The organism is Oscillospiraceae bacterium (genome assembly GCA_015068525.1).
Classification (GTDB): domain Bacteria; phylum Bacillota; class Clostridia; order UMGS1840; family HGM11507; genus SIG450.
Genome location: SVKJ01000015.1, coordinates 1 through 12958 on the forward strand (window position 1 = coordinate 1; position 12958 = coordinate 12958).

The 12958-nt window shown below is 32.4% G+C and carries 12 protein-coding genes; all 12 read right to left on the bottom strand.

What is annotated here, in order from left to right; translation table 11 throughout:
* Positions 1-302: 302 nt before the first annotated feature.
* Complete coding sequence (locus E7419_05980) at positions 303-1691, bottom strand: ATP-binding protein (GenBank protein MBE7014738.1); 1389 nt, start codon at positions 1689-1691, stop codon at positions 303-305.
* A 595-nt stretch (positions 1692-2286) separates the two neighbouring features.
* Complete coding sequence (locus tag E7419_05985) at positions 2287-3342, bottom strand: hypothetical protein (GenBank protein ID MBE7014739.1); 1056 nt, start codon at positions 3340-3342, stop codon at positions 2287-2289.
* Positions 3339-3707: a hypothetical protein gene (locus tag E7419_05990; GenBank protein MBE7014740.1), complete on the bottom strand. Its 369-nt coding sequence runs from the start codon at positions 3705-3707 to the stop codon at positions 3339-3341. Before E7419_05990 ends, E7419_05985 begins: the two co-directional genes overlap by 4 nt.
* 92 nt (positions 3708-3799) lie before the next feature.
* A complete protein-coding gene (locus tag E7419_05995) occupies positions 3800-4444 on the bottom strand; it encodes a hypothetical protein (GenBank protein MBE7014741.1) in 645 nt (214 codons plus the stop codon).
* Entirely contained in the window at positions 4441-4890 is a 450-nt protein-coding gene (locus E7419_06000; protein ID MBE7014742.1) for a SpoVA/SpoVAEb family sporulation membrane protein, read from the bottom strand. Before E7419_06000 ends, E7419_05995 begins: the two co-directional genes overlap by 4 nt.
* Before the next feature lie 150 nt (positions 4891-5040).
* Positions 5041-6300 carry a trypsin-like serine protease gene (locus tag E7419_06005; GenBank protein MBE7014743.1) on the bottom strand — a complete coding sequence of 420 codons (1260 nt, stop codon included), beginning with the start codon at positions 6298-6300 and terminating at the stop codon, positions 5041-5043.
* A 75-nt stretch (positions 6301-6375) separates the two neighbouring features.
* On the bottom strand, positions 6376-7776 hold the full coding sequence (locus E7419_06010; protein MBE7014744.1) for a HAMP domain-containing histidine kinase: 1401 nt from the start codon (positions 7774-7776) through the stop codon (positions 6376-6378).
* A gap of 2 nt (positions 7777-7778) precedes the next feature.
* Complete coding sequence (locus E7419_06015; GenBank protein MBE7014745.1) at positions 7779-8474, bottom strand: response regulator transcription factor; 696 nt, start codon at positions 8472-8474, stop codon at positions 7779-7781.
* Between the two features lie 47 nt (positions 8475-8521).
* Positions 8522-9697, bottom strand: a complete 1176-nt coding sequence (locus E7419_06020) for a methionine adenosyltransferase (GenBank protein ID MBE7014746.1) — start codon at positions 9695-9697, stop codon at positions 8522-8524.
* Positions 9698-9720: 23 nt separating this feature from the next.
* A complete protein-coding gene (locus tag E7419_06025; GenBank protein ID MBE7014747.1) occupies positions 9721-10257 on the bottom strand; it encodes a small multi-drug export protein in 537 nt (178 codons plus the stop codon).
* Positions 10258-10271: 14 nt separating this feature from the next.
* On the bottom strand, positions 10272-11618 hold the full coding sequence (locus tag E7419_06030) for a DUF4340 domain-containing protein (GenBank protein ID MBE7014748.1): 1347 nt from the start codon (positions 11616-11618) through the stop codon (positions 10272-10274).
* Positions 11618-12958, bottom strand: a complete 1341-nt coding sequence (locus tag E7419_06035) for a hypothetical protein (protein ID MBE7014749.1) — start codon at positions 12956-12958, stop codon at positions 11618-11620. The genes E7419_06030 and E7419_06035 overlap by 1 nt, the downstream gene beginning before the upstream one ends.

The window sequence follows — 12958 nt, forward strand, 5'->3', positions numbered from 1 at the left end:
CTTTCAATCATTTTATCAAGATTTTCTATTTTTTCTGAAATATCCTGCTTCAATATCAGATATTCCTCCTGACTGATATGACCATTCTTCCAGTCAGGATGTAAGTCAACCATCATTCTTGTGCATTTTTCTCTTTCAGCAGTTTGTGTTTCAATAGCTTTTTTGATTGTTCTAACATAAAATTTACCTCCAAACAGAGTAACGAAACGGTGCTGTTTGCTATCTTTGCCTAACCGTACAAGGTAAAGTTATTGCATTCATCCCCGTCTCCTTATAAATTTGAAACGATTAGTAATTATTTATTATTTCAATATGTCATCATAACTTATCAAACTCACATTACCCATCTCATTAGCCTTATCTATACATCCTTTTGTGAACCCTGATTTTGAGAACAGATAGTAATGCTTTGTTTTATATGAGAACAGATTACCGCGTTTTATAAGTGTTTCTAAAACACCGAGGTCAACCTTTTCGTTTGTCCATTTGCATTCTGCAAAAAGGGCTGTGTTTTTATCCTGTTCTCCCATAATATCTATTTCTGCTTGTGCTTTTTCTTCGGGATCGTTACCCCACCAGCGACCAAGAGAGGTAAACTCTACAGGGCAACTACCGGAAAGAAGTTGTTTCCAAAGATACTGTTTGCAGATTTCTTCAAAAACCTTACCCATATAGTTAGAAAAATGTGGTTCAATTCGTTTGTAAACTAAATCAGCAGCACCACGCGCAATGATTGAGTTGTTTTCAAGAACAAAGCGATACCAGAAACGGAACATATTGTCCTCGATGGAATAAACTGACTTACGAGATGCCTTTTCTCCATACGGTGTTTCTTTCTGAACAATGCCAAGATTAATTAAGTTTTTAATATAAGTTGCACATACATTTGTATCTTCACCAACCTTGCTTGAAATCTCCGACATTCTCGATGAACCGGTTGCAATCGCTGTAATGATTGCTGTATAAATTGCAGGCTCACGCACTTCTTGTTTTAAGAGATTTGTTGGTTCTTCGTAGAGAAATGAGATTGGATTTAAGTATGTGTTTTTTATATTGTCTTCTACGCTCAGTTTATCATCCATCTGCAAGAGATATTGTGGTGTACCACCTGCAACACCATAGATAAGTGCTTTATCCTCGTCAGACAGATTTTTAAAATATCTGCAGGTTTCTTCAAAGTCAAATGGCAAAAGCTTCATTTGAGCTGTTCTTCTGCCATAGAGAGGCGCTTTATATGCAAGCACATGGTCTTCCATATACGACATAGAAGAACCACAGAGGATAAGCATCAATTTTGATGTATCTTTATATTTATCAATTAAAAGTTGCAAGGTAGATGCAAGACTTTTTGATGAACGAGCTACATAAGGGTATTCATCAATAGCAAGAATGATTCTTTCGTTTTCCGCAAGCTTGAATACATACTCTAAAGCCGCCTGAAAGGAGAGGAAAGAGGATTCCGTTTCAATACCGCTTGCAAACTCCATAATACTTTTAGAAAGGTTTTCAAGATTCTGCTTTGCGTTGCTTTCAACACCCATAAAATAAATAGCTTTTTTCTTATCTATGAACTCATTTATGAGCGCAGTTTTACCAACACGACGTCTGCCATAGATAACCGCAAATTCAAATTTATTTGATTTATAAAACTTATTCAGAGCATCAAGCTCTCTTTCTCTGCCTATAAACATATACACGACCTCCATTTTAAGTTATCTACATTATAACACATAAATACAAATTAGTCAAGTACGATTTACTAAATTGTGTTTGAGTATAAATCCATGGTGCCTTTTAGCAAAGGAAAACACCATTAAAAGATTTTTTCTTTCAAAGGTGTCGGATTGCTTTTATATTTTTTGTCAACGCAGATTTACGATTTCATCGTAAATCTGCCTAAATTCTATATTCTGTCTTTTGTAAGTTTAATTTTAAAGTATTTGCTCCTTATTTCCTTCAAGCCTCTTGTATCAGCTTCTGTATTTTAACTGATTTTTTCACTCAAAATTACTTTATTACCTCTAACTGAATCCCTCCAAAAATGCTTTGGCGACTTCTGTTCTTTGATACAACTTTTAGCGCTTATTTTCAAGACGATTTTGCAACCCTCCCTACTAGTGCAAAATCACACTCAAAAGTTAAGAATAATCATATGCGCGAAAACCGCTATTTCACTATGTTTTAGAGTAATTTAGGGGTGGAGCAACCACCCCTAATTTCTAAATTTTTAATTTTTTTAATTTTCGTTACGATTTTGCAACCCCCTATACGATAAAAAATTCGTTTTTAATCGGTACTTTTTGTGCTTCCCGGAACGAGTAGTTCCTTTGCAAAATTTGTTTTCTGCTTATTTATATCAGTGCGAGGATAGTTTTTAGGTAACAAGTATTCGTCAGTTCTTGCTACATCATAATAGCTTATATCTGTAGTATGCCATTTACCATCAACATACACTTCATTCCATGCGTGTATATCATCAACAACTGATATGCACGGAATTCCCGCTCGTTGGCAAAGATAAACAAATGCATCTGCATAAGTACCGCATATCGCATTGGCAGGTGACGTACCGGTAAATATCTTATTTATCCCTGCAACATTCTCGTTCTTATATGCCGCTCTGTCGCAGATATAATCGGAAATCCGTTTGACTTTTTCTCGATCCGAGAGATTGGATATCTCCGCAACGAAACCATTTGTTACCTTGTTTGCAGGTTCAAAGTGTTTATGTATTTGAGGTTTACAAATACGATAGCTAGGATATTCGTATAAATTCTTTATCGTTGACTCATATCCAAAACTGAAATTATAATAACCGAACATTGATGCAGTTACGGATTTCATTGCTTCTATGGTTTTTCCCGAATTACTCATTGAAGCCTTTTCATCAACGAAATGTGCATAGGTGTAATTTGGATTATAACCATTTTCATCGGTGTTTTGAGTTGTCTCGTTAATATCCACAATAGATTGTCTGATTGCATTGTAAGCATCCCTTGTATATACTTCATTGAATATATTGGGATTTGCTCTTTGTGAGAAATCTTCTCTTGCATACGATTTACCGTCTATGTAATCAACTTTCGGTTTTTCTTCCCTGTAAGGTTTCTCTGTGTTAATTGAAACAGTATTTGTTTCTGCATCGTATGTGATTTCAATATTCAATGCCTTTGCAATATCCCGAAGTTTCACATAATTATTATCATTAAAATTTATTGCTGACATTTCTGCTTTTGAGCCGTTGATATAAATATCCTGACCTGAAACAATATCTGCTGCAAAAACTTCGCTCCCGAGCAGCAGAATTATCGGAACTATACTAACTGCAAATATTTTCCTCATGCTATAAGTACCTCCTCATAATTATTTTTTCTTGCGTCATTTAACAACTTGAGAGAATGCTCAAGTGCTCTTTTGGTATCTTTCTTGTCATTCTTATAAAACGCATATAAAAGAATAATATTTTCATCTTTCATTGAAAAGACAACTCTTGCCATTGTTACCGATGTCTTTAATCTGATTTCGAAAAGCCCTTTAAATCGATTTTGAGAAATATGCCTCACATAAGGTTCGCAAAGTCTGTTTTTCTCATCTGAGATATAGGCAAGAATATTTTGGAATTTGTTTTTAAGTTTAACATCACTACTTTCTATAAAATTCTGCACATTCTGATAAGTATAAATCTTTCTCAATTTCACCCCTCCGATTTCTAAAAATAAAAAGTGTTAAACTTATCACCTCCTTAAAACTCGAAATTTGCCTTAAACACGCATAAATTGTAGAGATTTAGCACATCGCCTTATGGTGTTAGTTTAACACTTACAGGGGCCATTGCAGCACCCATATTATTAGCATCTTTTATTCCTAAATCAACTATCTTTCCTGTTGTTATTCTTTTAATTTTTGGTCCATTCCCCGTTTTTGACAAGACAACTGCACCTGAACCTGTAACTGTCCATTGAGAAGTTGCAGGACGAGTTCCTCCATATTCTAATGGAAATCTGAACTGTCTTTCTGCAGAACAGAAATGCGATGACGTTGCAGATACAACATTATTTGCAAATTCTCCATCAATAAATACTGCACCTAAAGATAAACTTTCTGCCATCGTTGAACAAGCACCATATAGTCCAAAAAAAGGCAAATCAAAATCTCTTATTGCAAAACTGCTTGATGCACATTGATTTAATAAATCACCTGAAAAAATATAGTCAATATCAGAAACAGAAAGTTCAGCCTTTTTTATGGCATTTTCAATCGAAGTTTTAACAAATTTACTTTCAGCTTTTTCCCATGTTTCTTCTCCGAATTTAGAATCATCTATTATTTTATCAAAATATTTACTTAACGGACCTTCACCTTCTTTCGGTCCGACAACAGAATAATATCCTTTTATAACTGGCAGATTGCAAAATTCTATAGTTTGCTTACCGATTTTTTTCATAATACCACTCTTCCTAACAATAAAAATAATCCGCATACAACAGATGTTGTTATTCCGTACACTAAAACAGGTCCTGCTATTATAAACATTTTAGCTCCAAGCCCTAAAACATATCCTTCAGATTTAAATTCCATAGCAGGAGATACGATAGCATTAGCAAATCCCGTGATTGGTACAAGTGTTCCTGCACCTCCAAATTTAGCAATTTTATTATACAAATCAAGACCTGTGAACAATGCACCTAAAAAAACCATAATCATAGGTGTAAAGGTAGCAACATTTACTTCCTTAATTCCCATTGATACTAAAAAATTAAATATAATTTCGGCTATAAGGCATATACTTCCACCCGTAACAAACGCTCTGAAACACTTTATAAGAACAGAAGAACCAGGAATTTTTTTATCAACCATATCGTTATATTGATTATTAGTTATTCTTTTCATTTTTTCACATCCTTTATTATTTAGTATTGTTACATTAAACAAAATTATACAAAAAAGAACACCTCAAAAACTAATAAACTAAAAGTTTGAGTTTTCGCGATGTTCTTATTTCTATTTATACAATCTTAGAAATTTTAAATCTTTAAAAAACTATCTTGTTTTTTCTTCACCGAGTGTTATATCTACAGATATTATATCTCCTGACCTGTCAAGTTCAACTCTTATAGTTTGACCTGCTTTTTTAGTATCACGGACTTTGTTTAATTCTTCTATAGTTTTAACACGTTTACCGTCAGCCTTGGTAATAATATCACCACGTCTTATACCTGCTTTTGCAGCGCCGCTGCCTTCCTGAACCTGTTCTACAAATATTCCTTCCGGATAATTATAATATTTTGCCATATCTGAAGAAATATCTCTTCCAACAATTCCTATAACAGGTCTTCCTTTTACATAACCATGATTTATTAAATCGTCAAAAATCGGTTTTGCTTCGTCAACAGGGATTGCAAAGCCTAAGCCTTCTACACCCGTTGAAGCAATTTTTAATGTATTAATTCCAATTACTTCACCTTTGGTATTTACAAGCGCACCACCTGAATTACCTGCGTTTATAGCAGCGTCAGTTTGTATAAGATTGAAAGTTTTACCATCTGTTTCAACTGTTCTGTTAAGAGCACTGATGTAACCTACTGTAACACTTCCTGCAAATTCCATTCCAAGAGGATTACCTATAGCAACACAAAGTTCTCCTACCTCTAATGTACTTGAATCTCCGAGTTTAGCATAAGGATATGAATCATTTTCAAGTTTTAAAACTGCAAGGTCAGTTCTTGCATCATATCCTACCAAAGTCGCATTTTTCTTATCACCACTACTTAAAAAAACTTCAACCTTAGTTGCACCTTCTATAACATGGTTATTGGTTACAACATATCCGTTTTCAGATATAATTATTCCTGAACCGCTTCCCTGACTTTCTGTCATACCAAAAAATGTCTGGGTAGGAATGGTAGAAACTATCCCTACAACTGCAGGACCAACTTTCTTTGCTATATCAACAACAGAAAGTGTACCATCAGATTTTGCAACACCTGTATTAGTATCAACAGAGCCTGTTGTAGTCGGAATAAATTTATCAGGTGAATAAGATGAAACTATATTATTTCTCGCATATTCTTTGATATATCCAGGAATAAACATTGAAAAAGCAGCACAAGTAATCACCGAACCTAAAATCGCAGAAGAAACAATAAGTGCAATAAATTTAAAAAACGGCTTTTTACTCTTTTTTTCTTTTTTCTTATCTAAATATGTTTCGTTATAAGTAAAATACTGCTCTTTATTCTTAAAGTTCTGCCCATTTTGAAAATCATCATTATTCCAGTTGTTATTGTAAAAATCAGACATAATTAAGACCTCCGAAATTTTTTTCTAAAATCATTATAAATAATAAATATGAACATTTTATAAACACATAATGAATTATTTTTTTAAAGTGAAAATAAACTCTGCAAATTTTCCTTCTTCACTTTCAATCCATATTTTTTCACCATGTTTATTTATTATTCGTTTAACAATATAAAGTCCAAGCCCAACACCTGTTTTATTCTGACTTCTTGATTTATCAACCTTATAAAACCGTTCAAAAATGGTTTTCTTATCGTCTTTCGAAATGCCTTCGCCTTCATTTTTTATTGATATATATACCTTGTTGCCTTTTCGTTTGGTTGATATATCAATTATTCCCTTATGATACGAAAATTTAATGGCATTATCAAGTAAATTTGTAACAACTCTCTTAATACTGTCCTTTTCCGCCACCACTTCTTCAATCTCACTTTCAAACATTGCATTGACAGTAAGATTCTTTTCATTAAACTTATTTTCAAAACTAATAATAGAAAGACGTATAAGTTCGTTTATATTAAAGGTTGACAATTCAAGGCTTACTTCATCACTTTCAAGTTTAGATACATCAAGAAGGTCACTTATAAGTTTAGATAATCTTTTTGATTCATCTAAAACAACATTCAAATATATTTCCCTTTTATCAGGAGGAATAGTATTATCCAAAATCCCTTGAACAAATCCTGTAATAGTTGTCATAGGAGTTCTTAACTCGTGAGATACATCTGAAATAAAAGAACGCCTCATATTTTCTGATTTTTCGATAGAATCGGCCATATCATTAAAAGTTTCCGCAAGTTCGCCGATTTCATCATTTTTATTATAAACTTTTACCCTTGCCCTGAAATCTCCGTTAGTTAAATTCTTTGAGGCAAGTTTCAACTGTTTTATCGGATCTGCAACACGTTTGGTAAATAAAAATATAAGTATTAAAGACAAAAGCAGCACAACCAAACCAGAAAGAAGATAAATTTTTATAATATCTCCTCTTAATCTTGTTATTTCAGGAAGAAACGTTATTAAGTAAATTCCTCCAATGATATGAGAGTCAAACTTAATAGGAATCCCGACAATAAGGCTTGAATCCTTAAAAGAGCCTATTTTTTCTACTTTTGAAGAATTGATACCTCCATTAACAGTTTCTATCAAATCCTTTGGAATCCTTAAATCTCTGTCATTATACATTATTCCCGTATTAAAAAGGATAGAACCATCAGGATTTGCCAGTATTATATCACTTTCCAGATTAGAAGCAGACAGTTCGGAAAAAATTCTGAAATAATTATTAAAATCATTATTATCATATTTTACAATTTCTGTACTGATACTACTTATTTTTTCGCCTGCGTTCATAAGGAGTGTTTTTTTCTGGTCAATAACATAATTGCCTAAAAAATAAAATATTACCATACCGATAGAAACGGTTACTATAAGAATGGTTGATACAAAATAAACAAATATTTTCTTAAATATCATATTTAAAGTACCTCAAATTTATAACCGACTCCCCAAACGGTTTTTAAATTCCATTTTTCACTTTTATTTTCAATTTTTTCTCTTATTCTTTTAATATGAACATCAACTGTTCTTGAATCGCCAAAATAATCATAATCCCACACGCTTGATAATAATTGGTCACGTGTAAAAACCTTATTTGGATTTTTAGCAAGAAAATATAAAAGTTCAAGTTCTTTCGGAGGCATTTCAACCACCTTGTCATTTATCTTGAGTTCATAGTTTGAAAGATTGATATTTATATTATCATAAATTACCTCATCTTCCTTCTCCATCTCACCCTTATCCGAATCAAATCTTCGAAGAACTGCTTTAATTCTTGCAATAAGTTCCTTAACGTCAAAAGGTTTTACAATATAATCATCAGCCCCAAGTTCCAAACCTAACACTTTATCAAATGTATCGCTTTTTGCCGTAAGAAATATAATTGGCACTGAACTTACCTTTCTTATTTCACGGCACACTTCATATCCGTCCATATATGGCATAAGAATATCTAAAATGATAAGGTTTGGTTTTTCCCTGTTAAAACCATTAACTGCTTGTCTGCCATCACTCGCAAGAATTACCTCAAATCCCTCTTTTTCAAGATACATACGAGCAAGTTCACATATATTTTTGTCATCATCGCAGAATAATATTTTAACTTTTGTGTTCATAAAAACCTCCTAAGCATAAACTTTTTTTAATTGGAGACCTTGTAAAACTATAAGTTAGCTTCTTTTCTTAAAATATCTGCTTTATCAGTCATTTCCCAAGGTAAGTTCAAGTCTTCTCTTCCAAAGTGACCGTATGCTGCAGTATTTTTATAAATAGGTCTTCTTAAATCAAACTTTGAAATAATTGCACTCGGTCTTAAATCAAAATGTTTTTCAACTAAACTTTCAATTACAGACTGAGGAACTTTATTTGTACCAAAAGTATCAACAAGAACTGATACAGGTTTAGCAACACCAATTGCGTAAGCAAGTTGAATTTCACATTTGCTGGAAAGCCCTGCTTTAACTATATTTTTTGCAACATATCTTGCTGCATAAGCGGCAGAACGGTCAACTTTTGTCGGATCTTTTCCTGAGAATGCACCGCCTCCGTGTCTTGCATAGCCACCATATGTATCAACAATAATTTTTCTTCCTGTAAGTCCTGCATCTCCCATAGGTCCGCCAACAACAAATCTTCCTGTTGGATTAACATATATCTTGGTATTTTCATCCATCATATTTTCAGGAATTTCCTTTTTGATAACAAGTTCAATCATATCTTCTCTTAGTTTTTCCATATCAACTGTTTCACTGTGTTGAGTAGACAGAACAACTGTTTCAATTCTTTTTGGCATATCGTCTTCATATTCTACTGTAACCTGTGTTTTACCATCAGGTCTTAAATAATCTACCAGCCCGTCTTTTCTTACCTTAGTAAGCCTTTTTGACATATTGTGAGCAAGATAAATCGGAAGCGGCATAAGAGTTTCGGTTTCATCACATGCGTAACCAAACATCATACCCTGGTCACCTGCACCTAAATCTTCACCTGAATTTTCAGCCTTACTTTCATAAGAATTATCAACGCCCATTGCTATATCTTTTGATTGTTCATGGATAGCAGTAAGAACTCCGCAGGTTTCACAGTCAAAGCCGTATTTTGCTCTGTCATATCCGATTTCTCTTATGGTATCTCTTACCAAAGTCTGATAATCTATTGTTGCATCAGTTGTGATTTCTCCCATAACAAGTACAAGACCTGTTGTTATAGATGTTTCACAAGCAACTCTTGCATACTTATCCTTTTTTAAAATTGCATCTAATACTGCATCAGAAATCTGATCGCATATTTTATCGGGATGCCCTTCAGTTACTGATTCAGATGTAAAATATTTTTTCATTTGTAATCACCTTTTTCCTTTATTTAAAATAGTTTTGTTATAAGATTTGTTATAATTTCAAGTGCACCTGTAGTTATAGATGTTGCCACAACAGTTCCTGCAAAAATAACAGGAAGAGCCTTGCTGATTCTCATATTAAATATCGCCGAAGCAAGAGCTCCCGATATTGCCCCTGTACCCGGAAGAGGAAGTGCAACAAATATAAAGAGTCCCCAGCCTTCAACTTTCTTTAGTTTAGATGCTTTTTTATGTGCTATATCATCAAGTTTCTCACCCAGTTTTTTAAACATCTTCGTCTTTAAGAAGAATGAAACAATGGGACGGAAAAGAAGTATTATAAACGGAACTGGAACCATATTCCCTATAACACTAACCAAGAACAGTTGCCAGAACTCCATTCCCATATCAGTAAAAAACAAAATCGCATATCTTGATTCAATAAAAGGAATCATTGATGCAAAAAACGCTTTCATCCACAATGGAATCGGAATTGAAATTAAGAATTCTTTAACAAAATCCACTTTATCTCTCCTTAGAGCCGTCGGAGTGTCGAACTCCATACGCCTTAAACTTGTTAAATTTTATTTCTTATTATATCATCAATTTTATTTATACGCATATTAAATTCGGAAATATCAACATAAAAGTTTATAACACCATTTACGGCTACAGCAATTTTTCTATCATCATATTTATAATATTTTATTGTATCAGAATCCGAATTGGTATAAGTAAATGTGTATTCCAAAATTGGTGCTGTGTTCGGTGTATAAGAAAGTGTACCCGATATTTTCATACTTATAATCTCAGTATAGGCTTCTTTAAACTTTTTCTGGTCAATAAGTTTACCTTTATATTTAATATCGTGAACTTCAGTATCAACTTTCTTTATATCAAATGAAGCATTTATATCGTTATGGATATATGATAGTGTTGCCACATTATCAATCGGTCGTATACATACAAACTGCTGTAAAAAAGCAGTTGGCTCGTAGTTTAAAAATTCAAAACCTTTTGCATCAACAAAATAAACGCTGTTTTTACTATCCATCTTAATATAATATTTACCATCAACATTTGAGCCTATATTCATATTATAAATATTATTGTTTTTATCTTTTAAAGATATCTTATATGAATAAGGATTTAAACCATATTGTGATAAATCAGTAGGATTGTCCTCAACATATTCTATAATCTTAAGTTCTTTCAAAAGATTAAAAACTTCTTCAAGTTTTGAACTTTCTGCAGCCCAGTCATAAGGTGTTTTCATATTAAATGCAGCAAAACTGTTACGATTAAGGTCGTTTGAATCATTTCTTTTAAATGAAACTGTTTTTGTTCCGTTTGTATAAGAAAATTCGTTAATATCGCTTATTTCAAAACTAAATAAAACAGTGTTTCTGTAATAATCAAGTTTTCTTAAAATTGTATCAACTGAGTATGTGCTTACGATATAAACTTTGTTTTCATCATTTAGTTTAACATAATAGCCACTGTCTGTCGGAGTTTTATTGCCTATATATATTTTTATTTTACTGTTGTCTTTTAAAGATAGTTCAAGTTCTGCCAAAGGATTTAAAAGTCCGAAATCACTTAAAGAAACGACGTTTTCGTCTGCAATTTCACTTGCATACATTGATGAAATTTCAGTAAGAAGGTATTCAAGTTTTTCGTCATCTTTCTCAATTTGTTTGCCTAAAATTTTAATTTCATCGCCATACAGAACATTATATTCTCCGAATTCGTTTTTAATGAAAACTGATGAAATATCACTGCTTAAAACACTATATATTTCTATACTCTCATATATATCATTATCTTTATCACTTGTTGTATCAATGCCTGATACTATAGCTAAACCAATTACAAGGAATATTATAATACAACCTAATATAACATAATTCTTATATTTTTTCATTATAATTTTCTCCTCTTAGACCATACAACAATTCCAAAAGTTATAAGTAAAACTGCTAGTATGGTAATTACAATAATAATAAATATGAAATTTGTTTGTGTAATTAAAAGTTGAGCATTATTTATTTCTTTAGAAGGAATATCAGCATAAGATTCTTTTGGCAATATTCCTAATATAACACTCTGGCACACGTCTTCATTATACATATAGGAATCCATTTCATATAAAAGTGAAGAGCCTGAAACATACATTTTTACGGTAGAATTATCTTCAAGCACTCTTTCGGCAACCATAGAAATAGTATGAGTTCCAATATTAGTTGTTTCTCCGTCTGCATTTTTGGTTGTTGCTTTATCAGTTGATGTTAAAACAGGATATAATGTTATACCTTTAGTACCCGAATATAAACTTTCAAGTTTATAAGAATGTTGATAATAAAGTGTTTCATCTACATCTTTAGTATATTTATTTTCCGAAACTACAGGTATAAACAAATTCTGCCTTGCTATGTTATCGTTATGCTTTTCGGATATAAGTTCCTCTTTTACTTCTATACCCCATTCCTTTATATATTCACAAAGGTTTGGAAGATACTGACCTACAGGATTTAAATAAATCTTAAGATTTCCGCCTGATAAAACATAACTTTCAAGGTCAGCAATCTCGGAAGATGTAAAATCAACAGATGGACAGAATATTACAAGCATATCACAGTTTTCAATTTTTTCTTTGGTAATATCTAAAACATCATAATTATAGTAATTCTTTTGCGCTACTGCTGCAATTGTATATGCAGGGTATTCGCCATGCCCTTCGGAAAACAGTATTGTTTTCTTCTCGCCTGTTGTAACAGAAATTATACCATTTGTTATAAGTGATTCTGCGCTTGCTAAATCTCCGTTACTACCATAAAGTGAAGCGAAACTTACAGCTTCAAATTTTTCTTTATTTTCAATAATAAGAGTTCCGTTTGGATCAATAATATTATTATATTTTGAAACAGACGCAGGATTTTTTTCAATATCAGTTTTTTCTATTATAATATTATTTTTTACTTGTTTATATCTTCCTAAAAGTTCTTCTATAACAGGCTCTCCCGTTGAGCCTGAAACAAGAAGTTTCATAGTAACAGGGTCTTCTATTTCTTTTAGTGCATCTTTACTCTCTTTTGAAATTTCAAATTGTTTATTTTGAGTTAAGTCTATATTAAGATTTGGAAACTTATCAAGCACTACGCTTACGAAAGCATTGCAAAGAAGAACTGCAATAATAAATAAAACAGTAACTATTGTTGCATTAAAACCAAATCTAAATTTATTTGAAATGTTTTTCTTTTTCAT

Excerpts from the sequence above, each read along its gene's own strand:
- E7419_05980 (MBE7014738.1), bottom strand. The coding sequence starts at position 1,691 with ATGTTTATAGGCAGAGAAAGAGAGCTTGATGCTCTGAATAAGTTTTAT.
- E7419_05985 (MBE7014739.1), bottom strand. The coding sequence starts at position 3,342 with ATGAGGAAAATATTTGCAGTTAGTATAGTTCCGATAATTCTGCTGCTC.
- E7419_05995 (MBE7014741.1), bottom strand. The coding sequence starts at position 4,444 with ATGAAAAAAATCGGTAAGCAAACTATAGAATTTTGCAATCTGCCAGTT.
- E7419_06000 (MBE7014742.1), bottom strand. The coding sequence starts at position 4,890 with ATGAAAAGAATAACTAATAATCAATATAACGATATGGTTGATAAAAAA.
- E7419_06005 (MBE7014743.1), bottom strand. The coding sequence starts at position 6,300 with ATGTCTGATTTTTACAATAACAACTGGAATAATGATGATTTTCAAAAT.
- E7419_06010 (MBE7014744.1), bottom strand. The coding sequence starts at position 7,776 with ATGATATTTAAGAAAATATTTGTTTATTTTGTATCAACCATTCTTATA.
- E7419_06015 (MBE7014745.1), bottom strand. The coding sequence starts at position 8,474 with ATGAACACAAAAGTTAAAATATTATTCTGCGATGATGACAAAAATATA.
- E7419_06020 (MBE7014746.1), bottom strand. The coding sequence starts at position 9,697 with ATGAAAAAATATTTTACATCTGAATCAGTAACTGAAGGGCATCCCGAT.
- E7419_06025 (MBE7014747.1), bottom strand. The coding sequence starts at position 10,257 with ATGGAGTTCGACACTCCGACGGCTCTAAGGAGAGATAAAGTGGATTTT.
- E7419_06030 (MBE7014748.1), bottom strand. The coding sequence starts at position 11,618 with ATGAAAAAATATAAGAATTATGTTATATTAGGTTGTATTATAATATTC.
- E7419_06035 (MBE7014749.1), bottom strand. The coding sequence starts at position 12,958 with ATGAAAAAGAAAAACATTTCAAATAAATTTAGATTTGGTTTTAATGCA.